The sequence below is a fragment of the Providencia sp. wls1922 genome (assembly GCF_009706505.1).
Lineage (GTDB): Bacteria > Pseudomonadota > Gammaproteobacteria > Enterobacterales > Enterobacteriaceae > Providencia > Providencia lanzhouensis.
Window position 1 is genome coordinate 1 of sequence record NZ_WLUG01000085.1, and the last position, 26,989, is coordinate 26,989.

Genomic DNA, 26,989 nt, shown 5'->3' on the forward strand with positions numbered 1-26,989 from the left:
GCACGATGAAGGCAAATTTATTTCGGATAGCAAATTGAATTTTGGTAAAATCTCATCTCATCAATACAATATTGACACAACAGCAAATCGTATAGTTGAAAACAGTGCTAGCATGAAGATGGAAGTCAGCGTTTCAGATCATGTTAAAAGTGCAGATACCATAAACTCTTATTATCAAGTCATATTCGGTGTCCCTGTTTATACAACAGGCTTTTAGCATTAAATGATTATTTTAGATCAGGAGGTTATTGGTTTTAACTTACTGGTTTAATTGATTGACAAAACTCCATTATTGGTTAACGGCTAAATAGATGTTTTGTTATCTGGTTTTTGCTTTTTAATAAAAGCATGACTTCTTATAAAGAACGTCATGCTTTCAATATGGATAAAATTATAAATGAAAGCATGTAAGAAGAAGTATGAAGATCTGGATTCGATGATAAAAGAAAGAAATGAATTGAAAGATAGATATGATTCATTGAAATTCAATCATAATAAATTAAGGAATTATTTAATTTCTGAGCCTCCTGATAAGAATGTAAATTGTTTAGATACTTATACGGATTATTATAAATATGCCGGTGAGGGAGGTGAACTTATTAATGAATATGATGAAAAATGTAACGAGATTAATGAAATAAAAGCTAAATTAATTGAGGCCGATAAATTAATTTATAAGTATAGAAATTACAATATACTTCCGCTAACCAATCAAACACTCTACGACAAATGGGAGTCCGAGTATGTAAAGTTGGACGACCAACATAATTTCGACACATCAATAAGTTGTATTGCTGAGGGTGTTGCTCGCATGAATAAGGAAGTCAGCATTTCAGATCATGTTAAAAGTGCAGAGATCACTAGCTTCTATCATGAAGCCCTATTTGGTGTTCCTGTTTATATAACAGGCTTTTAGCATTAAATTATTATTTTAGACTAAAAAGTTATTGGTTTTAACTTACTGGCTTAATTGATTGAGATGAAGGCATATTTTTATGCCTTCATCAGATTAATGATAATTAAATACTTAAGACGCGATATGAACTGTTTTTCCGCCTACAATAGTGCGCAGTACTTTCACATTTTCAATATCATCTGCTGGGATGGTAAATACATTGCGATCCAGCACAATCATATCCGCGAATTTACCTGCCTCAAGTGATCCTAAAACATCTTCACGATGTTGAGCATAAGCAGAATCAATCGTTGCCGAACGCAAAACTTCGATCACGGTCATATCACGGTCGTTATCCAGCCTTGGGGCTGGCTGACCATTAATATCACGACCACGGCGGGTCGCGGCGACTTTTAAGTCATACCATTCGTCAAAATCATCGATTGGCCAGTCACTACCAAAGGCAACCACCGCACCTGCATCAATAAACTTAGCGATCGGCTCTAGCTGCTGGAAGCGGGTTTCACCCAGCATGTTTTTCTCGAATGCAGCCAGCTCTGGTGTTGGCGCAGCCCATTGGAATGATAAGCATGCAATGGTTTTCAGGCGTGCAAAACGGGCATAATCTTTGGCATCAACCAGCTCATTATGGGCAAGGCCTGGGCGGATATCTTTCTCTGGGTGAGCTGCTCGCATTTTTTCAATGGCATCCAGCACGATAGATACGGCACCTTCACCGACGGTATGTAAGTGAGGATCGTAACCCGCTGCGGCGATTTTTTCGAGTAGCTCATCCAGAATTCCAGCCGTGAAATAGAGGTCGCCGTAGTTATCGGTTTCTACCCAATTCGGGGCGGAATCAGTTCCTTTGTTCACGCGGTATGGCTGTAATAATGAGGCGGTCATGGTTGGGTATTGCAGCACGCCATCCACAAACATTTTGATATTACGCAGACCGATACCTGGTGTCGGTGTCCACTCTGCTTGGTGCCATTTTTTGGCGAACGCCACGGCTTTATCGACAGCAGCCGCAACGGCAGCCACATTCGGGGTATCATCAGGTGTGATTTCGCGCGCAGCTTGGAAGCGCAAAGTGAGTTCACCACGTTGTTGAAGTTGGTGGAACGCGCTTAATTGCTGCTCAGAAACACGGGCATCCATCACCATGGTAACGCCTTGCTGATTCAATACTTTTTGGACTAACTCAGCCACTTCAACCGCTTGCTCATCACGAATAGACGGGATGCTATCCGCAGCACGCATGGCAGGCGCATCTTCTAAAATTCCGTTGAGTTCGCCATTTTCATATTTACCAATTTTTCCATCAGGTGGCTCAGGGGTCTCTTTGGTGATCCCGAATAATTCGAGGGCGCGACTGTTGGCTAAGAGGGTATGGCAGTCATTAGAGAACAACACCACTGGGCGCTTAGTATTGAGCTTGTCCATGTCTTCACGGTACATATCAATACCTGCTGGTAACATGCCTTGGCGTAACCATGCCGTGACTTTTAGCCAGTCATTTTCGCCGGTGCGAGGATCTTTATCTAGGTGATCTTGCACGCGCTGTAAAATTTGGTCGATAGTCAGGGATTCGTAATTAAGATGGCAGCCGAACAGCTGAATGCCGCCCCAAAATGGGTGCATATGTCCATCAATGATCCCTGGCATCATCATCTTGCCTTCAAGGTCGATGCTCTCAGTTTCTGGACCAACATATTGATGTAATTCATCCGAAGTCCCTGTTGCAAGAATATAACCTTCTTTCAAGGCGATAGCGTCGACAACACTATCTTGACTGTCTGCGGTATAGATATAACCGTTGAAATAAATAACATCAGCAATTTTATTATTCATCGTAAACCGTCTGTATCAGGGGCTCCTACGGAGCCAGAACCAAAAAAACAATGGGGAAGATAAGCTTCCCCATAATCAACGAAAGGTACCGGAGGATTAATTGATAATCATCTCAGTCTCGGCATCAGAGATAGCAGGTGGACGACGAGTAAAACCATGAGTCAGAAGCGTGAGGTAGCCTGCCCCTGCCGCTAGCCAGCATAAGCCGACTGTGAAGGCTTCTGCATCTAAACTTGTCCATAACCACAAGGTTAAAACAACCCCAATAGATGGCATGACCAGGCAAGTGAGCAACTTAGTATTATCCAAGGAGGCTTTGCGGTCGATGTAGAAATGTTTGATGACTGACAAGTTCACAAAGGTAAAGGCTATCAGCGCACCAAAGCTAATCATCGACGCAACCATGCTGAGTGATAACACCAGTGACATCAACGAAGCCACAGCCACAAAGATAATGGAATAGACCGGTGTATTCAGGCGCGGGTGCAAATACGCGAAGATTGAGCGAGGTAACACACCTTCACGACCCATTGCATAGAAAATACGCACGATACTGGCTTGCGAAGTCATTGCAGACGCAAAGACACCAATAACATAAGCGGTAATAAAGCTCGATGCCATCAAGGAGGCGCCGATCCACTTCATTTTATCGCCCACTTGCTGCATCACCGCGATACTGGCGACATCCGTATTAGGGAGAAAATCTTGCCATACCGGATACATTAAATGTGCGCCGTAAGAGATGGCAATAAACAAGGCTCCCGCAATAAATACGGTATATAAAATCGCTTTAGGTAAAGCACGGCGTGCGTCTTTTGTCTCTTCGGCCATGGTTGAAATAGCATCAAAGCCCAAGAAAGCTAAGCACAGTACCGCAGCACCCGCAAACAGCCCCGACACTTGTGATGACATCACAGTGAGCGGTGCCATCAATGCTTCAACATCCAGTACCATCGCGTTTTGCAAGCAGATGTATAAGAAGATGGCGATGAAGACAAATTGCATCAGAATAATCAGCATATTCATCCAAGATACCAATTTGATACCCAAAATGTTCATGATGCTGACAACAGCGATGGTTGAGCAGATTATCACTGGCATTGGGATATTCGGGAACGCTTCGTGGACAAAGATCCCAATCGCAATGTAGTTAATAATCGGCAGAAATAGATAATCCAGCAGTTGTGCCCAACCAACAAGAAATCCAAGAGTGCCACCAAAGGTTTTTTGCACATACGAATAAGCAGACCCAGAAAGCGGGAGTGCGCTGGTCATACGGCAATAGCTCATGGCGGTAAAGAAGACAGCAGCGAGCGTAATTAAATAAGCGATAGGCAGATGCCCTTCACTTAATACAGTCACTTGTCCATAGGTGGTAAAAATTCCGAGTGGCACCATATAGGCCAGCCCGAAAAATACTAACGCAGGGGTGGTCAGTACACGTTTCATTTGAACGGTATTCTGTTGCATTTTGAAGCCCTTCCCAAAAGCCCTTAACAACGTTAACTCTGTCTGAATACACAGGCCGAGTGAACCTAAAATGCAGCCATATAACTTGAGCTATAGCACTACATGTTTTGTTTTTTACATACACAAATCATTTAATTAGGTATGTGGATAGACGCCTTGTATTCAATTTCAGAAAACCTCGCACCAGGACAGAATATAAATCACTGTCATCGTGCGCACTTTAATGAAACGTCAGTAATGAATCGGACCATTACCATCCGCTGGGGTGAATACAAGCGGCGTACAATATAATTATCAAGTTCCTATTAAGCAATCATTTATTTCAACAAATAAATATACTGTTTTATTTCAATGGGTTGATATTTGAAAGGTGTATAAATAAGGTTAAATTTAACGTAAGTTAAATATGAATCAAATTCCCGATAAAATCAAGGAATAAAAATTTTTATAATATATTGAAATATAAAAAGAAAATCTTTTATTTTAGAATTAATCCAAACAAGAGAAAAACACCCAAAAGGTAAATTATTTTTAATGAAAATAAGCTGATTATATTAAATAATTTAAACTTTCCAGTTCCATTAAATGAAACGTGCATTAAGTGGGTAATATAATAAGCGGGTTAATACTAATTTAAGACAGATATTATGGGCACGAATGCCCATAATACGAAAAATTAAATTCTATTTTCTTCTGAGTTTCTGCTGTGTATATAAAGCATCTAAAGTAAATAAAATTAATGCAACCCAGATAAAACCAAATGTAATTAACAATTCTTGGGTCATCACCTCACCATACACAAATACGGCAAGCAAGAACATAATGCTTGGACCTAAATACTGGAAGAACCCTAACGTTGATAGTCTTAAATGGTTAGCGGCTTCAGTAAACAGTAACAATGGCACTGTGGTAATAATCCCTGCAGCGATCAGGAGAATATTTAAATGCCAGCTGTTCATTGTCATGTCGCTTGTTGGGCTATCTGCAAAGAATAGTAGAAAGATAACGCCGACAGGTAGCAACCATAAGGTTTCAAATGTCATACCCGTTTGCGCATCAACACCCAATTTTTTACGTAATAAACCGTAGGTGGCAAACGTCACGGCAAGGCTTAATCCAATGATTGGCACGGAGCCAAACTGCCAGAGTTGAATTAATACGCCGGTAAGTGCTAATCCGACCGCAACCCATTGCATTCGGCGGAAGCGTTCATGTAAAAATATCATGCCAAACAATACGTTAACCAGAGGGTTGATAAAATACCCTAAGCTGGCTTGTAGCATATGCCCATTATTTACCGCCCAGATATAAATCAGCCAGTTAGACGCAATTGTCACAGCTGTTACACCTAAAATTAAGATCTTTTTAGGCTGTTTTAAGACTTGGCGGAAATAATTCCAATGGCGCGTGATGGTCAGTAATAGCAGCATAAAGAAGAATGACCAAATAATACGGTGAGTCAAAATTTCTTCTGCAGGCACTTCTTTGATTGATTTAAAATAAATGGGAGCGACACCCCAAATAAAATAAGCGCCTAAGGCACATAGTACGCCTTTGGTAGTATTTTGTTGGCTCATGAATAGCTCTGAAATTGATATAAAGTCAAACTGAGAGATCGAAGCCAAGAATGTGAGAGGCTCGATGTGTGATGCCGTTAATGTGACATTGCTCAGGTTTTTTTACAAGCTATTAGTTAATGAGGTTATTAATTATTTACTAGGCTGTTTCATCCGCTCAGATTTTTTTACCCAATCAAATAAGTCGCAGTGGCTGTAGCAATATGCTGATTTTTCTCATTATGTAATTCACTGCGGGTGACGGCGATTTTATTACCATCGCGTAGTAAGCTGGCGCTCGCGATAAAAACCTCTCCACGCCCAGGGCGCAAATAATCAACGCGTAAATCAATCGTACCCATTTTGGACATCTTGTCGGCAATATCTTGGTGAACGAGAGGCTCAATGCGTTGAAGGATCCGGTTGATGCACACCATGCCTCCTGCCACATCTAATAGGGATGCAATAACACCGCCATGGAGAATGTTTTGGGTGAAATTACCAATAAGCTCAGGTCGATTTTTCACGGATAGCTGGACTAAGTCATCCGTCATTTGTAGTAGTTCAATCCCAAGTAATTGATTAAAAGGCATTCTATAGATAAATGCATCGCTCATAAATTTGCTAGCTTCTTCGAAGGTATAGATGCGGTCATTCATTTTAGGATCCTTGTCTGTGATGTTAATGATAAGTTAACATTATGTATGTGCTAATATCTAGAAAACAAATGAATAATCTTTCAACGGTGAATCATTTTTCGGTGTAAAATGAGACAAATTTTTTCACCGCAGTTGAAATAGGAATGGCAAATGCGCGCTTTACAAATGTTGTTGAGTTCTGTGCTCTGTTTCTGGTCTGTTTCACTTTTTGCATCTGACAATACCAACGAACCGGCACAGCAGGATACTGAAAATCATACGCCCGTTCGCGGAAGTATTATTTCGGGGTTACTGCAAAATTATGATAACCCATTCGTTCTGTATCCTTATGAACCCAATTACATCATTTATACCTATACGTCTTCGATAAATAAGAAAGCCATCGCGAGTTATGATTGGGGTAATGATGCACTGAAAGATGAAGTGAAATTCCAATTAAGCTTGGCGTTTCCTATTTGGCGTGGAATTGCGGGGGAAAACTCGGTTCTTGCGGCGTCTTATACTCAGCGTTCTTGGTGGCAACTAAGTAATAAGAAAGAGTCTTCACCATTTCGTGAAACCAACTATGAACCACAGATTTTTGTCGGTTGGGCGCTTGATAACCAATTTGCAGGCTGGACGTTACGCGAATTCGAAACGGGCTTTAACCATGAATCAAATGGTCGCTCTGATCCAACATCCCGTAGTTGGAACCGTATTTATGCCCGAGCAATGGCGCAAAAGGGTGACTGGCAAGTTGAATTAAAACCATGGTACCGCATTCCTGAAAGTGAAAGCAGTGATGACAACCCAGACATTAATAAATATCTCGGCTATTACCGCGTAAAAGTGGGGTATGCACTTGGGGATAGCGTTATTTCAGCTGCGGGTCACTATAACTGGAACTCTGGGTATGGTAACGCGGAGTTGGGCTGGAGCTATCCAATGACGAAGCACGTGCGTTTGTATACCCAACTGTTTAGCGGTTATGGTGAGTCGATGATAGACTACGACTATCGCCAAACACGTTTTGGTATCGGTGTGATGCTTAACGATATCATGTGATCTGGGCAGACATCCCAGTCATTTCAGGGTAATATCTTGCCAATAGCTGCTCTTTTTGGGCAGCTATTTGTTTCAACCTCTAGAGGGAATTCGTGTCTACCGCTTGCGTTATCAATCAACTTTCACTAGCTGAAAATGTGCTCAACAGCACGTTCGGCTACCAATCCTTTCGTCCGGGACAAGATGCTGTCATTGGCGGTATCCTCGATGGTCGTGACTGCTTAGTATTGATGCCAACAGGGGGCGGAAAGTCGCTCTGCTACCAAGTGCCTGCGCTGGTCAAACAAGGCATTACGCTGGTGGTATCACCTTTAATTTCCTTAATGAAGGATCAAGTTGATCAACTCAAGTTACACGGTGTTGAAGCGGCTTGTTTAAATTCCTCACAAACCCCGCTAGAGCAGCGCCAAATTATGGAATTATGCGCTCAAGGGAAAATCAAACTTTTGTATGTGGCGCCAGAGCGCTTATTGACCGACTACTTTATTCAGCAAATTGGTGGCTGGGATATTGCCTTACTGGCGGTAGATGAAGCGCACTGTATTTCCCAATGGGGCCACGATTTCCGCCCTGAATATCGTTCGTTAGGTCAATTACGCCATTCTTTACCGAATGTACCAGTGATGGCGCTGACTGCCACGGCAGATGAAACCACGCGTGCTGATATTATTCGCTTACTCGAGCTTAATGACCCATTAGTTCATGTGAGCAGCTTTGATCGCCCGAACATCCGCTATACTTTAGTCGAGAAGTATAAGCCGTTAGATCAATTATGGTTTTTTATTAAGGCTCAGAAAGGTAAATCGGGAATTGTTTACTGTAATAGCCGTAGTAAAGTTGAAGAAACCGCGGAAAGATTGCAAAAACGTGGCTTGAGTGTGGCTGCCTACCACGCAGGTTTGGAGAGCGCTCAACGTGACTGGGTGCAAGATGCATTCCAGAAAGATAATCTGCAAATTGTGGTTGCGACCGTGGCATTTGGAATGGGGATTAACAAGTCCAATGTCCGCTTTGTGGCACACTTTGATATTCCTCGCAACATTGAAGCGTATTACCAAGAAACAGGACGAGCGGGGCGTGATGGCGTCGAAGCCGAAGCCATTCTCTTCTACGATCCTGCTGATATGGCGTGGCTCCGCCGATGCTTAGAAGAAAAACCAGCGGGAATGCATCAGGATATTGAACGTCATAAACTGAATGCGATTGCTGCCTTTGCGGAAGCGCAAACTTGTCGTCGCCTAGTTTTACTAAACTATTTTGGTGAAAACCGCCAAAAACCTTGCGGTAACTGTGATATCTGCCTTGATCCGCCAAAGCGTTATGATGGGCTGATGGATGCGCAAAAAGCACTCTCCTGTATTTATCGCGTTGGGCAGCGGTTTGGTATTGGCTATATTGTTGAGGTGTTACGAGGCGCTAACAATCAACGGATCCGCGATTTAGGGCACGATAAACTGCCAGTTTATGGCATTGGTAAAGAGCAAACGAATGAACATTGGGTGAGCGTCTTACGTCAATTAATTCATTTAGGCATGATCACGCAAAATATCGCGCATTTTTCCGCATTACAATTGACGGAAGCGGCCAGACCCATACTGCGTGGTGAAATGCCATTACAGTTAGCCGTTCCACGCGTTTTAGTCACCAAAAGCCGGAATCAACAAAACAAAATTTACCATGGCAATTATGATAAGAAGCTGTTTGCCAAATTGCGTAAATTACGTAAATCCATTGCGGATGAAGAAAACATTCCGCCTTTTGTGGTTTTCAACGATGCAACGTTGATTGAAATGGCAGAGCATTGCCCGACCAAACCCGTTGAATTATTACTGATTAATGGGGTTGGTGAGAAAAAATTAGAGCGTTTTGGTGAGGCGTTTATGACACTCATCCAAGACCATCTAGAAGGTTATGAATGAGGAAACCCCATGACGCCAGATAGTCTAAAAGCCAGTTGGTTAAATCGAGAAACTGAGTTTTCGGCCTTTACCAACGGTCCGCTTTTAGATTTTTGGCAACTACGTGAAGAAGCTGAGTTTTTAGGTGTTGATGATGTTCCTATTCGCTATGTACGTTTTATTCATGCAAAGCACCATAAAGCCGTGGTTATCTCACCGGGGCGCAGTGAGAGTTACGTTAAGTACCCTGAAGTCGCCTACGATTTTTATCATCTAGGATTCGATGTTTTTATTATTGATCATCGTGGGCAAGGGCGATCTGGCCGTATGCTGGCGGATCCCCAAAAAGGGCATGTCGAAAAATTCACAGATTACATTGATGATTTTGAAAAATTCATTGATTTAGAAGTGAGAGATCGTCACTATCCTAAATGCTATGCGTTGGCTCATTCGATGGGCGGCGCGATCCTCGCTGGGTATTTGCTCCGAGATAGCGTGACATTTGACGCTGCCGCATTGTGTGCTCCCATGATTGGTGTGAATTTACCAATGCCCCACTGGCTCGCGAGCTTTATTGTTGAGCGTGCAGAACCGCGCCGCAGTGTGCGAAATGATTATGCGGTTTCAACGGGAAAATGGCAGCCATTACCTTATTTAATCAATGTGTTAACCCATAGCCAAGAGCGTTATCGACGTTATTTACGCTACTATGCGGATTATCCTGAATTACGTCTCGGTGGTCCAACTTACCACTGGTTACGAGAAAGTTTTGCGATTGGCAAAGAGCTGGTTGCGAAAGCGGGAGAGATTGAAACCCCTCTGATGCTCCTTGAAGCGAGCGAAGAGAAGGTAGTCAGTAATCGAGAGCTACAAGCTTTTTGTCAAAGTCGGCAAAAAGCGCAAACAGGACGAGAAGAAAAATTACCCCTCATTATCGAAGGGGCTCACCACGAAATCCTGTTTGAAATAGATGCATTGAGAGCCATGGCACTCAATGCAATTTGTGATTTTTTTGAGCAGCATTAGCCATAATTAGGGATCTTGTATGAAATATCCGGTTGTTGCTTCCGATTTGGACGGAACACTTTTATCTCCCAATCATGATTTAACTCTGTATACCAAAGACACACTTAAGCAGCTTGTAGCGACCGAAGAAGTCCGGTTTGTGTTCGCGACGGGACGCCATCATATTGATGTTGCACAGATCCGTGATGGTCTGGGTATTGATGCTTATATGATCACCTCGAATGGGGCGCGTATTCATAATACCAATGGTGACCTCATTTTTGCGAACAACGTTGACTCGCAGATAGCGAAAGAACTGTGCTTAATGGAGTTTGATCACCCTGAAATTCTTACCAATTACTACCATGGTGATGATTGGTTTATTAACCGTGAAAGCCCTGAGCAGAAAGAGTTTTTCAAAGAGTCTGTATTTAATTACCAACTGTTTGACCACCGCGATTTTCCAACCTCGGAAGTCTGTAAAGTGTATTACACCAGTGAAGATCATGATTTACTGGTCGATCTGCAACAGCGTATTCAACGTCGCTGGCAAGATAAAGTGCATGTTACTTTCTCCTTACACAGCTGCCTTGAAGTGATGGCAGGCTCTGTTTCTAAAGGGGAAGCATTGAAACAAGTCACGGCATTGCATGGTTATGGAACCCATGATTGCATCGCGTTTGGTGATGGCATGAATGATAAAGAGATGCTGAAGTTAGCGGGCAAGGGCTGCATTATGCAGAATGCTCATCAGCTGCTGAAAGAGGCTTTACCTCAGATGGAAGTGATTGGTTCTAACCAAGATGATGCAGTTGCTCGTTATTTGCGAAGTAAATATTTAGACAACAAATAATCACTTTTGCTATGTGTATTAGCAGAAAGCCAGATAGAATAAAAAACTATCTGGCTTTTTATTTGCCTTTTGTCATGAATGATAACGAAAAGTGCTATTTGTCTAAATTAAGGCGTTTATCCTATTTTGTCTTCTGACGAGTAAATTTAAACTACTTCAAATGAAAAGCGAGTTTAGGCTGTATAATCTGCCAGATCAGCCGATAATAACGGGTATTACTGTGTCGCCAGTTGCCATACTGCACTGTTGAGGGTTACTTAGGATGAAAAGAATTGCGTTAGCGCTGTTGTTAGGATCTGTTTGTTATAGTTCATTATTACTGGCTACACCGGCGAAACCAACGACCGCCAGTGAACAGACGACGATAGAGCAAATTACGCAGTTAGCTGAAAAAGGTGATCCCGCATCTCAATTCCTGTTAGGTGAGCGTTATTTTAAAGGTCAGGGCGTTTCCCAAGACTCCAAAGTGGCAGCGGAATGGTTTATCAAAGCTGGTGATCAAGGTAATTCAGATGCCCAATTCCGCCTTGGTGCTATGTATGTAAATGGTTTTGGTGTTCGCCGAGATTATGATAAAGCGATGCTGTGGTACGAAGAAGCCGCTAAAAATGGTGATACTCGCGCAGAAACCAACATGGCCACCATGTATGCACAGGGCTTAGGGGTTAAACAGGATCTGGAAAAAGCTGCATACTGGTTTAGAAAGGCAGCGCAAGGCGGTAATGTGATTGCACAGTTCAAAATCGGGCAAATGTATTCGATTGGTAGTGGCGTCGCATTAGATAATGAAAAAGCCGTGTTTTGGTTCAGAAAAGCCGCAAAACAGCGTGATGCAAATTCCCAAGACCGTTTAGGGGTGATGTACTCTGAAGGGAAAGGGGTGAAAAAGAACCTACAGCAAGCGTATGCATGGCTTTCTACGGCGGTTTATAGTGGCAATAAAGAGAGCCAACGTTTACAGAAAAAAATCGCAGAGCAGTTGAACGCAGAAGAGCTGAAACAAGCGCAAAAACTGGCTGACAACTACATTAAAACCTACGGTAATAGCGAAGAAAGCTAATCGTCCAATATTAATTTAACGGGATATCAGCAGGTATCCCGTTAATCCGATCACAGACAGAATCAAATATCCCCAGCAAAAGCGGTAAAATCGATTATATCCCCATCCTCGGCGTACACTGAGTTGTTGCACCTTTGTCGATAATTGGCGCACTTTCAAACGGTAAACCACTAAATACAGCAGGCTGAATCCTTGCCACAGATAGAGCGTATTAAAGGCAAAACCCTTTCCGACAATCAGCAAAATCACCAATGGAATCAGAAAAAATAGAATGGAGCCTACACGCTCATACTGTGCAATTTTTAATTTGATGGATTCGTCTTGGATTTCTACTGCTTGGGTCATTACTCTGCCTTTTTTACCATAGAAAATAAGGGAGCAAGTGCTCCCTCAATCAACTTATAGCTCACCAGTACCACGAGGTGGGTTTCGACCAGAAAGGTTATTTGTGGCGCTTTGAATCGAATTACTGCGCACATCCACACGGGCTTGGAACGGTGGGAATGGCAATGTAATTCCTTGTTCTGCAAAGGCTTCTAAAATATGCTGATGGATTTCGTGGCGAGCCGGTAAACGGTGCCCCATTTCACCTGCATACACCCGCAGCTCGAAAATTTGGATCCCTTGCTGTAGGTCCACGAGATAAACTTCAGGATTCGGGTTATCCAAGATCATGGACGAGCGTTTTGCGGCGCGCAGGATAATCTCTGTCACTTTTTCGCTATCGGCATCCGCGGGAGCAGGGATGGTCATCACGATACGGGTAATGGTGTCGGTCAGAGACCAGTTAATAAACTGTTCAGTAATAAATGCCTTGTTCGGCACAATAATCTCTTTTCTATCCCAGTCCGTTAAGGTAGTGGCGCGGGTATTAATCTTAGTGATACTACCGGTTAAGTTACGGATAGTGACCGTATCGCCGATACGGATCGGTTTTTCAAACAGGATCATCAAGCCAGAGATAATATTGGCGAAAATTTCTTGTAAACCAAACCCGAGCCCGACCCCCATTGCAGCAATAAGCCACTGCAGTTTTGACCAGTCGATCCCTAGCATTGAGAAACCGACAATAGTTCCGATGATGGTGATGCTGTACTTGGTCAAGGTACTGATGGCATAACCGGTACCCGGTGTTAAATCGAGATGCTGAAGAACCGCCAGTTCTAATAGTGCAGGCAAGTTTCTGACGAGCTGTGCAGTAACGATAATCACCAAAATAGCGATGAAAATCGACCCCATTGTGATGGCTTGAACGGTTTCGACTCCATTGATGGATGAGGTCACATCCCACAGGCGAATATTTTCAAGGAATGAAAATGCGGTATGTAATTCGGACCACAGCCAGATTAACGAGACCAGCGCTATCATAGTCAGAATGGAGCGTACCAATCCAACTGATTGGGAACTGATAGTATCAAGGTCAAGAACCTGCTCTTCGATATCAATATTCCCTTCACCGCTAGCATTGGGTAATTGAGAGTCTTCTTCCCCTTTAGCTCGCTGGGCTAAGATCTCCGCACGGCGCTGTTTTGCTCGCTCGAAGGCGAGTTTGCGGCGCTGCATCGACATCCAGCGCTGGATTGTGTGATAAACAATTAGAATCACAAACCAAATCGCAACAGAGGTTTCGAGCCGCGCTAGTAGTGCTTGAGACGTTGAGAAATAACCTAATACGGAGAAAAATGCAGCAATCACCGGCGCAATGAAAATGAGCCACCATAATGCGGTATTAACTAAGTTTTCACCGGAGCCGTGCCTGTCCAAATACAATGGAATTTTAGAACGGCGTAAGTTGTTGGTAATTAGGCTTAATGCGACGCACAGCACTAAGAAGCAGAGGCGCCCTAAGGTCGCGGAGAACTCTCTTTCGCTGTAATGTTCAAAGGTGATGATTGCCATCACTAACGGCACAATCACAAAAATGGCTAATCGATAATGGCGCATTGCGCGCTTAACCGCGTCTTTATCCCAACCAAAGTGGGAAATGAACAGCCCGGTTGGGCGTGAGAATGTTTCACTGATCATAAACAGCCAGAGCAGCGGGGTCGTTGCGCTAACGCCGTAGCCAATCGCCGCTGCCATCGGATATTGCCATGCACTTTGTAAGCCATAACCAATGGCAGACCACATCATTGGAAGGGGGAGTGCGACAATAATCGACCAGAAAATAGTACGAACGGTTAAATAGAAACGGTCTTGTGTGACTTTACCAATGCGTAGACTCGAGCGGTCTAAGAATGCTTGATAATGGCGGCGCGTGCTGACACTGAAAATCACTAAGATAATGGAACCTAGCAGGTATAAGAACGAGTCTTGGCTAGTGACCATCACTTGTAGTGCGCCTGTTAGCTGGGAGAGAGTATCCAGTGAAAGTAGCTGGGTCATGTCAGTAACCACAAGTACCGGATAATTAATGCTAATCGGCGGGACGTCAGCGACCCAGAATAGATAACGGTTTGAGGCGTCTTTCACCTCTTTTAGTGCATCAGTTAATTGTCCCGTTGCAACATTGAGCTTGGTCAGCTCTAACATTTCGCCATCAAAGCCCGAAATGAGAGAGGTTAATAGCTCTTTGCGGGTCTTCATCAGTGATTGATAAACCTGCGACTGGGCAGGACTTAAATCATTAGCACTTTCTTGCACCGACACATCGAGCTTGGATAAGCGCTCAAGCATATCTTCATAATTTAGCCGTTGAACACGTAAATCCGCCATTTCACGGTCAAGTTGCTGGCTTTTAGGGATATCTGGAAGGCGAGAAAGTTGTGTTCGAAGCGCTTCCCCTAAGGAACTTGAACTGCTGATCCACTGGGCTTGTTCACGGATAGTGGACAGTGCTTGTCGAGCATTTCGAATGCTGGTGGAGATTTCGGCTTGGTTGGTGGTGATCGCGCTCATGCGCTGCGCTTGCTCGGTCAACTCTTGGGACATTTTGCGGTTGATATCGAGCTGTTCTTTTAAGAACGGGGTCAATTCACCCTGTTCCGCCAACATTTCTGTATGCTCTAACGCCAATATTGCTTTTTGCTGGCGTTGGGTATTTTGAAAATCACGGAGTTGCTGAAGTTCAAGCTCTAGGCGCTGATAACGCTTTTTCTCAAGCTCTAGCGCCATTCGAGAAATTTCTTGGCGGTTATTGGCTGATAATTGCGCCATTTCTAGCTCGTTCACAATCGATTTGCGAGCGCTTACTTCGGCTTGAGCTAAGGTATATTGGGCTTCAGCTAACGGTGTCGTTGGCGTATTGAGCGATTGGAATCGCGTTGAGGCATCCGTTAACTGGCGTCGTGCTTCAGATAACTGCTGTGGCAAGAGATTCAGGGATTCGCTGATTTCGCGTCCTTTGTCTTGCTCTTGCTGCATCAAGCGCCCTTGATCAAGTAGCTGGCTGCTGAGTTGGGTAATACGCTGCTCGAGTTCACTTAAGCTAATGCTCGTGGGGATAGCGGGCGGCGTATCGGTTTCATTGAGCAAGTTTTGACGGATTGTTTTGATAATTCTAGGAAAATTATCAATAGCATCTTGGTAAGACTTTGCCTTATTGTCCGCATCTCGAGCTTCATTAATCCAGCTTAATGCCCCTTGTAACGCTTGAGCAATCTCAGCATCTTTGGGGTTTTTGCTTGGATCAAGCTGTTTGAGCTCCTGTGTAATCTGTGCTTCATCTTGCGCGGAGGCTGGCGCCGCTTGGGATGAAAAAACGATTAACAGGCTAAGTAAAAAACTGATAATCAAACGCACAGTGAGGAGCTCCTTCAGCGATAGAATAACTTAATTATAGTTTAAATGATTAGCTAACAGTTTCAGTGCGTTGCTGTTCATCCGTTGATTCAGCCAACAGCTCACCCATGCGGGTTGCATAGCCTGGGATCAATGAAGCATTAAAGCGAATTTTGTTAGGCTCAAACAGGTTAATAACAGTAGAACCCAGTTTAAATAGACCCATTTCTTCCCCTTTTTGTAGGAAGATAGCGCCTTCTTCACCTTGTGCTGGATACGTCCAACGTTTAATCACGCCTTCACGTTGTGGGTTAACACAACCGCTCCAAACCGTATCAATGCTGCCTACAATAGTTGCACCAACTAAAATCTGCACCATTGTGCCAAATGGGGTATCAAACACGCAGATCAAACGTTCATTACGCGCGAATAGGTTCGGCACATTTGCTGCGGTTAATGGGTTAACGGAGAACAGATCGCCAGGGACGTAAATCATCTCTGTTAATAAGCCATCACATGGCATATGCACGCGGTGGTAGTCGCTTGGGGATAAATAGGTTGTGATAAAATCACCACCACGGAATTTATCCGCTAACTGATATTGACCAGCAAGCAGGGCTTCAACCGTATAGTTATGACCTTTTGCCTGAAAGATTAGGTCATTATCAATAGGCCCTAATTGGCTAACGGCACCGTCCGCAGGTTGTGCAAGTTGATGTTCAGCTTCAACAATTGGGCGCGCGCCATCTTTCAGCGTACGGATGAAGAAGTCATTAAAGGTTGAATATGCAGTCAATTCACTTTTTTGAGCTTCATTCATATTCACTTTATAGGCTTTAGCGAACAGCTTTATTGCCCATTGGGTTACAAACCCGACGTTTCGACTAGCAAACCATCCTGCAAGTTGAGTAAGTCCTTGTTTAGGAAGCATAAATTGCAGGCGGATTTTGATTTTATCTAGCACGTTAACCTCTGAATTTTAAAGGTAAGTTAGTGAAAGGGCGCTATTGTAACTGAAACTAATCTGCTTTCGAATTATTTCACAAAGCAGATAAGATGTGAGCGCTCACTAACTTATTTTAGACTGATTTCGGGGATTATTTCTCTTTAGCGGTAAAGTTACCACGCAGTTTAACTTGTTCCATACTTTCTAAAATACGGTGATAGTTTTCAAAGCGTGATTCGGCAATTTTGCCGTCTTCCATTGCGTCTCGCAGTAAACAGCCGGGGTCATCTAAGTGTTTACAATCGCGGAATTTACAGCCACCAAGGTAATCTTTAAATTCGACAAATCCTTTGGTCACTTGTTCCTTTGTCAGATGCCAGAGACCAAATTCACGCACGCCCGGTGAATCGATGACATCACCACCCTGTGGGAAGTGGTACAGCCTGGATGCAGTCGTGGTGTGTTGCCCTAAGCCCGAGGTATCAGAGACATCATTGACTAAGATCGCGGCCTCATTTTGAGGTAACAGCGTATTCAATAAACTGGATTTACCGACACCAGATTGACCAACAAAGACCGACACTTTACCGGATAGCGTGTTAGTAAGTGCTTCCATGCCTTCACCGGTATGGCTGGAAACTTCAAGCACTTGGTAGCCAATATCGCTATAAATTGTCATTAAATCACTGACCCACTCGCGATTTTCTTCATCTAGCAAGTCAACTTTGTTTAAGACAATAATCGGCTGGATCCCTGTGGTTTCGCAGGCGACCAAGTAGCGGTCGATAATATTAAGCGATAATTCAGGTAAAATCGCAGAAACCACGACGATTTGGTCGATATTGGCGGCGATAGGTTTTAACCCATCATAATAATCAGGACGAGTTAAGACGGAGTGGCGCTCATGAACGGCTTCGACAATACCGTTCACTTTGATATCACTCTGTGTGTTTAGCGCAGGACGCCAGACAACTTTGTCCCCGGTCACTAAAGATGAGATGGTTCGACGCAGGTTACAACGCTGTATAGTGCCGTCTGAGGCTTCAATATCCGCATGTTGACCAAAGCGGCTAATCACTAAGCCCTCTTGAGCCTCACCTAATTGGCTATCATCAATCTCAATAGTTTTTTGCTTTTTGAGTCTTTTTTGATGATTTTCTTGCACGCGGCGCTGTTGGCCTTTCGAAAGTTTCTGCTTAGCCACCTGACCTCTCTCACTTAAATAATTTGGCGTCTATATTATAACCGATAGGGATATTATTGAAAAACAACATACCTATAACGGATAGAACGAAGGGTGTTATCATACCTTAACTCCACCGTATTCAGTTAGGGCATATCATGCAAAAGAATGAGAATAATTTAATTTGGATCGATTTAGAAATGACCGGGCTCGATCCTATTCGTGATCGTATTATTGAAATCGCTACTATTGTGACTGACAGTAACCTGAATATCTTAGCCGAAGGCCCTGTTATCGCGGTACACCAAACCGAAGAGCAGTTGGCATTGATGGATGAGTGGAATGTAAACACCCATACTAATAGCGGCTTAGTCGAGCGTATTCGTAAAAGTTCTATTGGTGAGCGTGAAGCAGAGCTGGCGACCATTGAATTTTTAGAGAAATGGGTACCAAAAGGCGCATCGCCTATTTGTGGGAATAGCGTAGGGCAAGACCGCCGTTTCTTATTTAATTATATGCCAGAGTTAGAAAGCTATTTTCACTACCGCTATCTTGATGTGAGTACATTAAAAGAGTTAGCCCGCCGCTGGAAGCCTGAGATCCTCGCCGGATTCTCAAAGAAAAATACCCACCAAGCGCTGGATGATATCCGCGAATCAATCGCTGAGCTGGTATATTACCGAGAAACGTTTATTAAATAACTTGCTCTAAAGTGCTCAATATTGCAGCAATCCTAATGGTGCTATATACTCAAGCTATATGGCACTATTTAGGAGGAATCATCATGATCCTACACAGTAAGGTTTTTATGAGTAATCGGACTCAAAATGTTCGTTTACCCGCAGAGTTACGGTTTCCTGATGATGTGAAAGAAGTCACCGTTAGAATGAAAGGTAAAGAGCGTATTATTACACCACTGCAAAATACGTGGGATAGCTTCTTTTTAACGGAAACTTCGGCCACGGATGATTTTTTAGTTTCGAGAGCAGAGCAAGTTCCTACCCCAAGAGAATCTTTCGATGATTAAATACTTGCTTGATACTAATATTGTTATTTTCACCATCAAACGACGACCTGCAGCATTATTACCAAAGTTTAACCAGCATGCTGACCAATTGGCAATTTCAACAATTACGTTAGCAGAGCTGGTTTTTGGTGCAGAAAAAAGCATGAATCCAGAACGAAATTTAGCTGTTGTTAATGATTTCGTTTCTCGGCTTTGCGTGTTGCCTTATGATGAAGCGGCCGCTTGTCATTACGGTGATATTCGAGCAAATCTCGAAAAACAAGGTAAAAAAATCGGGGAAAATGATCTACACATAGCGGCTCACGCTAGAAGCAAAGGGCTTATCGTCGTTACAAATAATACTCGCGAGTTTGAAAGGGTTGATGGTTTAAGATTAGAGGATTGGGTCAATTCATCATAAAAAGGCGCTAAGGTTAACAAACTTAACACCTTGAAATGCTTATTTAACAAACGGCGACGACAAAATCATCACTATGATTGTTTTATCATCAAACGAACAAAAAAATAAAAAATTTGAGTTCAAACGCTTGCTAGTATCTTAATTTCTCGTATAATGCGCTCCCCGTACCGATGAAGTTTTTGTGATTTTATTGGCACGATTAAGGCACCAAGAATTGGTTATGCGGGAATAGCTCAGTTGGTAGAGCACGACCTTGCCAAGGTCGGGGTCGCGAGTTCGAGTCTCGTTTCCCGCTCCAAATTTTCTTGATGTTTTAGCTAGAGCACTATTTTCGGAATGCGGGAATAGCTCAGTTGGTAGAGCACGACCTTGCCAAGGTCGGGGTCGCGAGTTCGAGTCTCGTTTCCCGCTCCAAACTTTCTTAGTGCTTTAGTTATAATAGTTTTTAGCAAAAGCAGTACCCACCAAATGCGGGAATAGCTCAGTTGGTAGAGCACGACCTTGCCAAGGTCGGGGTCGCGAGTTCGAGTCTCGTTTCCCGCTCCAAATTTTTACCTCTCAATTTTTTTTGTTTTTCTTTCTGTATTACCCCCTAATAAACATTCTATTAAACGCTAGTTTTGTGCTTACGCGTTAATACTTATTCGCCTTTTAGCGTTCATTATTTACACAAAAGCAGCTTTTACCTTCCTTGGCCACGATCCTTTTATTCTTTATGATCTTTTTAGGATCCAAGTGAGTTTTTTGCTTGCATTAATAGACGGGGAGCCATAGAATAGCCACCCCTTAGCAATAGGGCATCCTATAAGAACTTCAGCTAAAATGGCGAACGTTCGAGTGAAAGGTAAAAAATCCTATTTTCACCGGTTCAGTTAAAATATCTTATTAACCTGGCTTTTTGATAACTTTACTTTAGTTAGTTAACTAAAATTCAGCGTTTTTTTATTACTTCTCTCCATGAGAAAGTTATCCACAACCTGAGTAGGGCTAGGTTCGTTTTATCCTAGGCAGAAATACTTTGCTGCACAGAGTTATCCACAGGTTAGTTATTGGTTAATTTTTGATTATCACAAAATGAATATTATTAATTTTATTTTTAATTCATTGAAATTAAAGTAAAAAACTATTTCTTCAAAATGTGCTTAGCACAACTTGCAAATCCTTTACCTATTGTCGGGTAAGCACTTTTTTATTTTATTCACATCAGTTTGACAATTGATAGATTAGGATATAAGGCTGGACTTTTTTTAGGCGTCTCGGGGTAAACCTTTAGTAATTGCCCGAACAAGACGTTTTTGTTGCGAAGTTTGAATTGTGACTTGGTTTTCTTCTCGACGCTTGAGTTGTTGTCCAATCGACCATTGGAAGTGCTCGTCTAACATAGGGTTGATCCCAAGACGACTCTGTAATGCGAGAATAATATTATCTTGATAGGGCGCATTACCCAAAGCAACGCTGATATTACGTAGCCATTTTATATAGCCGATACGGCGAATCGCCGATCCTTCCGTAATACGGAGAAATTTCTCTTCGTCCCATGAAAAAAGATCCAATAGCTCCGGCGTATGCAATGCGGCTCTAGGGCTAAAATCCTCTTCATCCGTCAACTGAGAAAAGCGATTCCACGGGCAGATAAGTTGGCAGTCATCACAGCCATAAATCCGATTACCCATTAGAGGGCGAAACTCTTCGGGGATCGCACTATCGAGTTCAATGGTTAGATAGGAAATACAGCGCCTTGCATCAACAGTATAAGGCTCGACAATTGCACCCGTTGGGCAAGTTGTCATACAAGCAACGCAGCGCCCGCACTGCTCTTCAACGGGTTGATCAACGGGTAGAGGAAGATTGACAAGCAATTCGCCAAGGAAAAACCATGAGCCTGAATGTTGGTTAAGCACCAGTGAGTGCTTACCCGTCCAGCCTAAACCCGCTTTGACAGCAAGCGGGCGTTCTAGGATAGGTGCCGAGTCAACAAAAGGGCGAAAATTCAAATCATCGGAGCATTCAAACTGGCTGCAATACTCGAGGATCCGATCACTAAGCACTTTTAAGCGTTTTTTTAATAGCTTATGATAATCGCGACCAAGGGCGTAGCGGCTGACATAGCCTAGTTCTGGATTGTTTAGCGTGCTGGCAAAAGCTGCCTTAGCAGGAAGGTAGTTCATTCGAACACTAATGACACGCAGTGTGCTGGGGTGTAATTCATGGGGTCTCGCCCGCATCATACCATGGCGCTTCATCCACTCCATTTCTCCATGATATTGTTTATCCAGCCATGCTTGGAGCTTGGGTTCTTCAAGGGTAAGATCCGTATCGCAAATACCGACTTGTTGAAAGCCAGCATCGATGCCCCATTGTTTAATATTTTGGGCAAGAAGGTCGAGATCGAGGCGTGTGGACATGGGAAATATCTAGGTAAAAGTGGATTCGCAGGCACTCTAACACGATCATTGGATTTCTCAAAATCTACGGATCGCGTTGGCACGATCTTGCTCGGAAATGTCCGATCTCGATGTTCCAACAATGTTAAATAACACAAATAGATCTGCTTGAGTTAAAATAGGCGTTAATATCAATATTGAATGAATTTTATCATTATAATTGGCTTCGCTAACTATGAAAGAACGCACAGTACAACTTGCTAATGAAGAGCAAACAGTCGCGCTTGGGCGCACGATCGCTATGGCCTGTAAACAAGGCGCAGTTATTAACCTGTATGGCGATTTAGGTGCAGGAAAAACCACATTTAGTCGTGGATTTTTACAAGCATTGGGCCATCAAGGCCATGTAAAAAGCCCAACCTATACACTCGTTGAGCCTTATGAATTAGCGGATAGACACGTTTTTCACTTTGATCTGTATCGCTTAGCCGATCCTGAAGAACTTGAGTTTATGGGGATCCGCGACTATTTTTCAGACAACTCAGTTTGTTTAGTGGAATGGCCACAGCAGGGTAAAGGCTTCTTACCTGAAGCGGATCTGGAGATCCATTTAACCTATCAAGATGAAGGGCGTCAGGCTCGGGTTGTCGCTTTTTCGACAACCGGAGAGTCGTTATTGGAAGCGTTAACGGTATTCTAAGGAACATATAGCTCATGATGAATGCATCGATGAACAGAATAACTACCAAGGGTATTTTTTCTCTTTTCTTATTATTGATGATGTTTGCTCTGGCTCTGGTGACATCAACCGCCAAAGCTGCATCTCTCTCTAATATTCAAGTTAGTAATAGCCCTTCACAGGCGCAAGTGACATTAACATTTGTTGATGGAAAGCCTGATTATTCCTACTTCCCGTTGCACTCACCAGAACGCTTAGTGATTGATGTTCAGCAACGTGGTGAAATTATTGGCTTACCACTTAAGCTACCGAAAGGGGACTTGGTGAAGCAAGTTCGCGCTAGCCAAGCACCTGATAGTCAGCACAAACGTATCGTCCTTGAGCTTTCTCAAGCGGCAAAAACTAAAGCGGTTGTTCAGCAGGTATCAGGTCAATACCAAGTTGTCTTTACTGTATCAACAGGTAAAGGACAGACATCAAATTCATATAATAATACTGTGATGCCAGCTCAGCCGACGGCAACGCCATCTACACGTAATTCGCAGCCCGTTCAGCCCGTGCAAGAAAAACCATTAAAAATGAATGCGCCAGCGGCGGCGTCATCGACCACGCCATCAACCCCTGCAACACCAACCAAAACCTTGCCAAAAGGCACTAAGCAGGTGGTGATTGCGATTGATGCGGGTCATGGTGGAAAAGACCCAGGTGCGATTGGTAAAAACGGTTATAAAGAAAAAGACGTGACACTAAGTGTGGCGCGTAAATTGTATCAAAAACTGGATGCAGATCCGATGTTTAAGCCTGTAATGACAAGGGACGGAGACTATTTTATTTCCGTCAGCGGTCGTTCAGACGTTGCTCGTAAGAAAGGCGCCAACATGCTGGTTTCTATTCATGCTGATTCAGCACCAAACAGTAGCGCTCGTGGGGCATCCGTTTGGGTACTATCTAATCGCCGAGCAAACAGTGAATTAGGTAGTTGGTTGGAGCAACGTGAAAAACAATCTGAACTTCTTGGTGGGGCGGGTGACGCACTTAGTGGTGCAGATCCGTATTTAAGCCAAGCGGTATTGGATTTACAGTTTGGGCACTCACAACGTGTGGGTTACGATGTTGCCGTTCATGTCATTCAGCAGCTCAGAAAAATTGGTAATATTCATAAGAAAACGCCAGAACATGCGAGCCTTGGCGTACTACGTTCTCCCGATATTCCATCCATTTTAGTGGAAACTGGGTTTATCAGTAATACATCCGAAGAGCAGCTATTGAAGTCCAATGATTATCAAGAAAAAGTGGCTGATGGTATTCACCAAGGGTTACGTCAGTACTTTTTAGCGAATCCGCTGCAAGCAGCGCCAAAATAAGTGAATTAGGTTATGGCAATCCAGATCCTTTCTCCTCAATTAGCGAACCAAATAGCGGCGGGTGAAGTGGTCGAAAGACCCGCCTCCGTGGTTAAAGAGTTAGTCGAAAATAGTCTTGATTCAGGGGCAACTCGTATCGATATCGAGATTGAGCGAGGAGGGGAAAAGCTGATCCGTATTCGAGATAATGGCTGTGGGATCAACAAAGATGAGTTGATCCTCGCTTTAGCGCGCCATGCCACCAGTAAAATTGCGACATTAGATGACCTTGAAGCTATCATGAGCATGGGGTTCCGTGGGGAAGCCCTTGCCAGTATTAGCTCTGTTTCCCGCCTGACATTAACCTCCAAACCTGCAGAGCAAACTGAGGCATGGCAATCCTATGCAGAAGGTCGTGACATGCAGGTGACCGTAAAACCCGCAGCCCATCCAAATGGCACTACAGTCGAAGTGCTGGATCTTTTTTACAATACGCCAGCGCGTCGCAAATTTATGCGCACAGAAAAAACCGAGTTTGGGCATATTGATGAAATCGTGCGTCGAATTGCACTTTCCCGCCCTGATGTAGCGATTAATTTGTCGCACAATGGCAAGTTAGTTAAGCAGTATCGTGCAGCGCAAGATGCCAACCAGCAAGAGCGCCGTTTAGGCACAATCTGTGGAACGGGCTTTATGCAAGGCGCGTTAGCGCTTTCATGGGAGCACAGTGATTTAGGAATCAAAGGCTGGGTGGTTACACCATCAACGACGTCTAGCGGAGTCAGTGATATTCAGTATTGCTATGTGAATGGTCGTATGATGCGCGATAAGCTGATCAACCATGCGATCCGTCAAGCTTATGAAGGTCATTTGGATGAGAATCAACAACCTGCTTATGTGCTGTATTTGACCATCGATCCAAAGCAAGTGGATGTGAACGTCCATCCCGCTAAACATGAGGTGCGTTTTCATCAAGCCAGATTAGTGCATGATTTCATTTATCAAGCGGTACGTACTGTATTGCTTAATGCGCTGACGGAAAATGAACTTCCTGGAATAGAGCCAGTATCCAATGAAGTTGAAAACCGTGCATCTGCAGGAGATAACTACTTTGCATCTCCTGCTTCACCAGAAATAGATAAACCGCAAGGATCTCAACGGATTCATGCTAAAGAGCCTTCACTTTCTTATGATGAACCACGAAGTGAATCAGTAATGGGCAAAAGTCGCTCTTTTGCTTCAGACAATGCAGACAAATCCAGCCCAGTACCAAGCTATAACCGTTCACAACCAAACTACAGCCGCCCAGAGCCAAGCTATGAACGCAAAACGGGAGAGCTATATCAACGTTTGATGTCGATTCCCGTTGCGCCTGAAGATAAAAAACCATTATTTCCTGAAAGAAAGCCGTTGAGTGTCAATGTTGTAGACAGCCAATCTGTAGCGAAAAGTGCGGATAACTACCAATTCGGTAAAGTATTGACAATTTACGCAAAAAACTTTGCATTAATTGAGTCTTCATTAGGGATAATCCTGTTATCCTTGAATGAAGCGAATTACTTACTCAAGCTGGCTCAATTAACGCCAGAAAATGGTGGATTAAAACCTCAACCGTTGCTAATTCCCTTAAAATTGTCACTAAAAAGTGACGAAATAGAGGTTTTGCAACGTTATAAGGAACAATTGACACTATTTGGTATCGATGCCTCGATATTTCATGGAAAAGTAACAATTCATACGGTATCGTTACCGTTAAGAACGCAAAATTTATCGCAGCTTTTTTCTGATTTAATCGTATTTTTGTCAGCAAAAGAGAGTGTCTCGAATGAAAATATCGCGAAATGGCTAGCAAATGCGATTTCTCAGGCAAAAAACGAAGAAAGTTGGAGTTTGGCGCAAGCAGTTCAATTACTGGCTGATGTTGAGCGGATCTGTCCGCAGTGGGTTACAAATCCACCGCCAACATTATTACAATTAATTAATTTACAACCCGTGGTAGCTACACTGACAAATGAGTGATTTAGTAACTCAACAAAAACCAAATGCCATCTTCTTAATGGGGCCAACGGCTTCGGGCAAAACGGCATTGGCCATCGAATTACGCAAGCATTTGCCTGTGGAGATTATTAGTGTCGATTCGGCATTGATTTATCGAGGAATGGATATTGGTACCGCGAAGCCTACTCAAGAAGAGCTTAGCCAAGCCCCGCATCATTTGATAGATATCCTCGATCCATCTCAGCCTTATTCTGCGGCTGATTTTCGTCGTGATGCATTAAATGTAATGGATGAAATTTCGTCTCAAGGTAAGATTCCATTACTGGTCGGCGGCACTATGCTTTATTTTAAAGCCTTATTAGAAGGGTTATCACCGCTGCCATCAGCCTCTCCAGAAGTTCGTGAGGCAATTGAGAAGATAGCGCAAGAACAAGGTTGGGGTGAGGTTCATCGTCGTTTGGCTGAGGTCGATCCCGTCTCTGCGGCACGTATTCATCCTAATGATCCACAAAGATTATCCCGAGCTTTAGAGGTACATCTCATTTCGGGACAAACTTTGACTGAAATGACTCAAACAGCAGGCACAGAATTGCCTTATAATGTGTTTCAGTTTGCTATTGAGCCACAAGATCGTAAAATTTTACATGAGCGTATCGAACGTCGTTTTCGTTTAATGCTAGAAGCAGGGTTTGAAGACGAAGTTAAAGCGCTATACCAACGAGGTGATCTTCATGTTGATTTACCTTCCATTCGTTGTGTAGGTTATCGGCAAATGTGGTCTTATCTCGATGGTGAAATAGATTATGATGAAATGGTTTATCGAGGGATTTGCGCGACGCGCCAATTGGCTAAACGGCAGATCACTTGGTTGAGAAGCTGGGACAATGTTCATCGGTTAGATAGTGAACAACCTCAGCAAGCGCTTGACACCGTTATACAGGTTATTAGTGCATAGGGCTATTCTTTGTGTACAATTAAAGCGTTAAGCGTAATTTTTGAGTAGTAATTTTTAGGA

General features: G+C 43.3%; 23 protein-coding genes and 3 tRNA genes. 17 read left to right on the top strand and 9 right to left on the bottom strand.

Features of this window, described 5'->3' with window-relative positions:
* Nucleotides 1–217, top strand: a 217-nt coding sequence (locus GKR71_RS20050; RefSeq protein WP_230085051.1) for a hypothetical protein, incomplete at its 5' end; no start/stop codon positions are given.
* A gap of 180 nt (nucleotides 218–397) precedes the next feature.
* Entirely contained in the window at nucleotides 398–916 is a 519-nt protein-coding gene (locus GKR71_RS09100) for a hypothetical protein (protein WP_154634196.1), read from the top strand.
* A 111-nt stretch (nucleotides 917–1,027) separates the two neighbouring features.
* On the opposite strand, the gene GKR71_RS09105 is transcribed toward GKR71_RS09100, so the two are convergent.
* The 4 genes from GKR71_RS09105 to GKR71_RS09120 form a co-directional block, all read right to left on the bottom strand.
* On the bottom strand, nucleotides 1,028–2,749 hold the full coding sequence (locus GKR71_RS09105) for an amidohydrolase (RefSeq protein ID WP_154634197.1): 1,722 nt from the start codon (nucleotides 2,747–2,749) through the stop codon (nucleotides 1,028–1,030).
* Nucleotides 2,750–2,845: 96 nt separating this feature from the next.
* On the bottom strand, nucleotides 2,846–4,219 hold the full coding sequence (locus tag GKR71_RS09110; protein WP_036948882.1) for an APC family permease: 1,374 nt from the start codon (nucleotides 4,217–4,219) through the stop codon (nucleotides 2,846–2,848).
* A gap of 683 nt (nucleotides 4,220–4,902) precedes the next feature.
* Nucleotides 4,903–5,796 (bottom strand): EamA family transporter RarD, encoded by an 894-nt coding sequence (gene rarD / locus GKR71_RS09115; protein WP_036948885.1) that lies wholly within the window; start codon nucleotides 5,794–5,796, stop codon nucleotides 4,903–4,905.
* Nucleotides 5,797–5,963: 167 nt separating this feature from the next.
* The gene (locus GKR71_RS09120; RefSeq protein ID WP_108478800.1) at nucleotides 5,964–6,434 is read right to left on the bottom strand and encodes a thioesterase family protein; all 471 of its coding nucleotides are present in this window, start codon (nucleotides 6,432–6,434) and stop codon (nucleotides 5,964–5,966) included.
* A gap of 150 nt (nucleotides 6,435–6,584) precedes the next feature.
* Here GKR71_RS09120 and pldA point away from each other — a divergent pair, with 150 nt between their 5' ends.
* The 5 genes from pldA (at nucleotide 6,585) to GKR71_RS09145 (ending at nucleotide 12,294) form a co-directional block, all read left to right on the top strand.
* Nucleotides 6,585–7,478, top strand: coding sequence for a phospholipase A (gene pldA, locus GKR71_RS09125; RefSeq protein ID WP_108478801.1), 894 nt, complete (start codon nucleotides 6,585–6,587; stop codon nucleotides 7,476–7,478).
* 92 nt (nucleotides 7,479–7,570) lie between these two features.
* A complete protein-coding gene (gene recQ, locus GKR71_RS09130) occupies nucleotides 7,571–9,397 on the top strand; it encodes an ATP-dependent DNA helicase RecQ (protein WP_230085052.1) in 1,827 nt (608 codons plus the stop codon).
* A 9-nt stretch (nucleotides 9,398–9,406) separates the two neighbouring features.
* Nucleotides 9,407–10,402: a lysophospholipase L2 gene (gene pldB / locus GKR71_RS09135; RefSeq protein WP_036948896.1), complete on the top strand. Its 996-nt coding sequence runs from the start codon at nucleotides 9,407–9,409 to the stop codon at nucleotides 10,400–10,402.
* Nucleotides 10,403–10,421: 19 nt separating this feature from the next.
* Nucleotides 10,422–11,234, top strand: coding sequence for a sugar/pyridoxal phosphate phosphatase YigL (gene yigL / locus GKR71_RS09140; RefSeq protein ID WP_036948901.1), 813 nt, complete (start codon nucleotides 10,422–10,424; stop codon nucleotides 11,232–11,234).
* 262 nt (nucleotides 11,235–11,496) lie between these two features.
* Nucleotides 11,497–12,294, top strand: a complete 798-nt coding sequence (locus tag GKR71_RS09145) for a tetratricopeptide repeat protein (RefSeq protein ID WP_154634198.1) — start codon at nucleotides 11,497–11,499, stop codon at nucleotides 12,292–12,294.
* 15 nt (nucleotides 12,295–12,309) lie between these two features.
* Here GKR71_RS09145 and GKR71_RS09150 read toward each other — a convergent pair whose 3' ends face one another.
* The 4 genes from GKR71_RS09150 to rsgA form a co-directional block, all read right to left on the bottom strand.
* Nucleotides 12,310–12,639 carry a hypothetical protein gene (locus GKR71_RS09150; protein ID WP_036948907.1) on the bottom strand — a complete coding sequence of 110 codons (330 nt, stop codon included), beginning with the start codon at nucleotides 12,637–12,639 and terminating at the stop codon, nucleotides 12,310–12,312.
* Nucleotides 12,640–12,693: 54 nt separating this feature from the next.
* Complete coding sequence (gene mscM, locus GKR71_RS09155; protein WP_108478803.1) at nucleotides 12,694–16,035, bottom strand: miniconductance mechanosensitive channel MscM; 3,342 nt, start codon at nucleotides 16,033–16,035, stop codon at nucleotides 12,694–12,696.
* Nucleotides 16,036–16,084: 49 nt separating this feature from the next.
* On the bottom strand, nucleotides 16,085–16,978 hold the full coding sequence (asd, locus tag GKR71_RS09160) for an archaetidylserine decarboxylase (RefSeq protein WP_036948913.1): 894 nt from the start codon (nucleotides 16,976–16,978) through the stop codon (nucleotides 16,085–16,087).
* 133 nt (nucleotides 16,979–17,111) lie between these two features.
* Nucleotides 17,112–18,164: a small ribosomal subunit biogenesis GTPase RsgA gene (gene rsgA, locus GKR71_RS09165; RefSeq protein ID WP_036948915.1), complete on the bottom strand. Its 1,053-nt coding sequence runs from the start codon at nucleotides 18,162–18,164 to the stop codon at nucleotides 17,112–17,114.
* Between the two features lie 137 nt (nucleotides 18,165–18,301).
* On the opposite strand from rsgA, the gene orn reads away from it, so the two are divergent.
* The 6 genes from orn (at nucleotide 18,302) to GKR71_RS09195 (ending at nucleotide 20,116) form a co-directional block, all read left to right on the top strand.
* The gene (gene orn / locus GKR71_RS09170; RefSeq protein WP_036948917.1) at nucleotides 18,302–18,844 is read left to right on the top strand and encodes an oligoribonuclease; all 543 of its coding nucleotides are present in this window, start codon (nucleotides 18,302–18,304) and stop codon (nucleotides 18,842–18,844) included.
* An 83-nt stretch (nucleotides 18,845–18,927) separates the two neighbouring features.
* Nucleotides 18,928–19,170 carry a type II toxin-antitoxin system VapB family antitoxin gene (vapB, locus tag GKR71_RS09175; RefSeq protein WP_036948919.1) on the top strand — a complete coding sequence of 81 codons (243 nt, stop codon included), beginning with the start codon at nucleotides 18,928–18,930 and terminating at the stop codon, nucleotides 19,168–19,170.
* Nucleotides 19,163–19,570 (top strand): type II toxin-antitoxin system tRNA(fMet)-specific endonuclease VapC, encoded by a 408-nt coding sequence (gene vapC / locus GKR71_RS09180; protein WP_036948921.1) that lies wholly within the window; start codon nucleotides 19,163–19,165, stop codon nucleotides 19,568–19,570. The genes vapB and vapC overlap by 8 nt, the downstream gene beginning before the upstream one ends.
* A 222-nt stretch (nucleotides 19,571–19,792) precedes the next feature.
* Nucleotides 19,793–19,868 (top strand) — tRNA-Gly (locus GKR71_RS09185).
* A 40-nt stretch (nucleotides 19,869–19,908) separates the two neighbouring features.
* Nucleotides 19,909–19,984 (top strand) — tRNA-Gly (locus tag GKR71_RS09190).
* 56 nt (nucleotides 19,985–20,040) lie between these two features.
* Nucleotides 20,041–20,116, top strand: a tRNA-Gly gene (locus tag GKR71_RS09195).
* A 701-nt stretch (nucleotides 20,117–20,817) separates the two neighbouring features.
* On the opposite strand, the gene queG is transcribed toward GKR71_RS09195, so the two are convergent.
* Nucleotides 20,818–21,975, bottom strand: coding sequence for a tRNA epoxyqueuosine(34) reductase QueG (queG, locus tag GKR71_RS09200; RefSeq protein ID WP_154634199.1), 1,158 nt, complete (start codon nucleotides 21,973–21,975; stop codon nucleotides 20,818–20,820).
* A 214-nt stretch (nucleotides 21,976–22,189) separates the two neighbouring features.
* Here queG and tsaE point away from each other — a divergent pair, with 214 nt between their 5' ends.
* From tsaE to miaA, 4 genes are read left to right on the top strand one after another with little or no spacing between them, the layout of a single operon-like run.
* Complete coding sequence (gene tsaE / locus GKR71_RS09205) at nucleotides 22,190–22,654, top strand: tRNA (adenosine(37)-N6)-threonylcarbamoyltransferase complex ATPase subunit type 1 TsaE (protein ID WP_036948926.1); 465 nt, start codon at nucleotides 22,190–22,192, stop codon at nucleotides 22,652–22,654.
* Between the two features lie 14 nt (nucleotides 22,655–22,668).
* Nucleotides 22,669–23,997 (top strand): N-acetylmuramoyl-L-alanine amidase AmiB, encoded by a 1,329-nt coding sequence (gene amiB / locus GKR71_RS09210; RefSeq protein WP_036948929.1) that lies wholly within the window; start codon nucleotides 22,669–22,671, stop codon nucleotides 23,995–23,997.
* A 12-nt stretch (nucleotides 23,998–24,009) separates the two neighbouring features.
* On the top strand, nucleotides 24,010–25,995 hold the full coding sequence (gene mutL, locus GKR71_RS09215; RefSeq protein ID WP_154609536.1) for a DNA mismatch repair endonuclease MutL: 1,986 nt from the start codon (nucleotides 24,010–24,012) through the stop codon (nucleotides 25,993–25,995).
* Nucleotides 25,988–26,929: a tRNA (adenosine(37)-N6)-dimethylallyltransferase MiaA gene (gene miaA, locus GKR71_RS09220; protein WP_154634200.1), complete on the top strand. Its 942-nt coding sequence runs from the start codon at nucleotides 25,988–25,990 to the stop codon at nucleotides 26,927–26,929. Before mutL ends, miaA begins: the two co-directional genes overlap by 8 nt.
* Nucleotides 26,930–26,989: the final 60 nt, after the last annotated feature.

Coding starts and splice junctions, on each gene's coding strand:
- mutL (WP_154609536.1), top strand. CDS start 24,010: ATGGCAATCCAGATCCTTTCTCCTCAATTAGCGAACCAAATAGCGGCG.
- tsaE (WP_036948926.1), top strand. CDS start 22,190: ATGAAAGAACGCACAGTACAACTTGCTAATGAAGAGCAAACAGTCGCG.
- vapB (WP_036948919.1), top strand. CDS start 18,928: ATGATCCTACACAGTAAGGTTTTTATGAGTAATCGGACTCAAAATGTT.
- vapC (WP_036948921.1), top strand. CDS start 19,163: ATGATTAAATACTTGCTTGATACTAATATTGTTATTTTCACCATCAAA.
- orn (WP_036948917.1), top strand. CDS start 18,302: ATGCAAAAGAATGAGAATAATTTAATTTGGATCGATTTAGAAATGACC.
- yigL (WP_036948901.1), top strand. CDS start 10,422: ATGAAATATCCGGTTGTTGCTTCCGATTTGGACGGAACACTTTTATCT.
- GKR71_RS09120 (WP_108478800.1), bottom strand. CDS start 6,434: ATGAATGACCGCATCTATACCTTCGAAGAAGCTAGCAAATTTATGAGC.
- GKR71_RS09105 (WP_154634197.1), bottom strand. CDS start 2,749: ATGAATAATAAAATTGCTGATGTTATTTATTTCAACGGTTATATCTAT.
- GKR71_RS09100 (WP_154634196.1), top strand. CDS start 398: ATGAAAGCATGTAAGAAGAAGTATGAAGATCTGGATTCGATGATAAAA.
- amiB (WP_036948929.1), top strand. CDS start 22,669: ATGATGAATGCATCGATGAACAGAATAACTACCAAGGGTATTTTTTCT.
- miaA (WP_154634200.1), top strand. CDS start 25,988: ATGAGTGATTTAGTAACTCAACAAAAACCAAATGCCATCTTCTTAATG.
- rarD (WP_036948885.1), bottom strand. CDS start 5,796: ATGAGCCAACAAAATACTACCAAAGGCGTACTATGTGCCTTAGGCGCT.
- pldB (WP_036948896.1), top strand. CDS start 9,407: ATGACGCCAGATAGTCTAAAAGCCAGTTGGTTAAATCGAGAAACTGAG.
- GKR71_RS09150 (WP_036948907.1), bottom strand. CDS start 12,639: ATGACCCAAGCAGTAGAAATCCAAGACGAATCCATCAAATTAAAAATT.
- GKR71_RS09110 (WP_036948882.1), bottom strand. CDS start 4,219: ATGCAACAGAATACCGTTCAAATGAAACGTGTACTGACCACCCCTGCG.
- pldA (WP_108478801.1), top strand. CDS start 6,585: ATGCGCGCTTTACAAATGTTGTTGAGTTCTGTGCTCTGTTTCTGGTCT.
- GKR71_RS09145 (WP_154634198.1), top strand. CDS start 11,497: ATGAAAAGAATTGCGTTAGCGCTGTTGTTAGGATCTGTTTGTTATAGT.
- queG (WP_154634199.1), bottom strand. CDS start 21,975: ATGTCCACACGCCTCGATCTCGACCTTCTTGCCCAAAATATTAAACAA.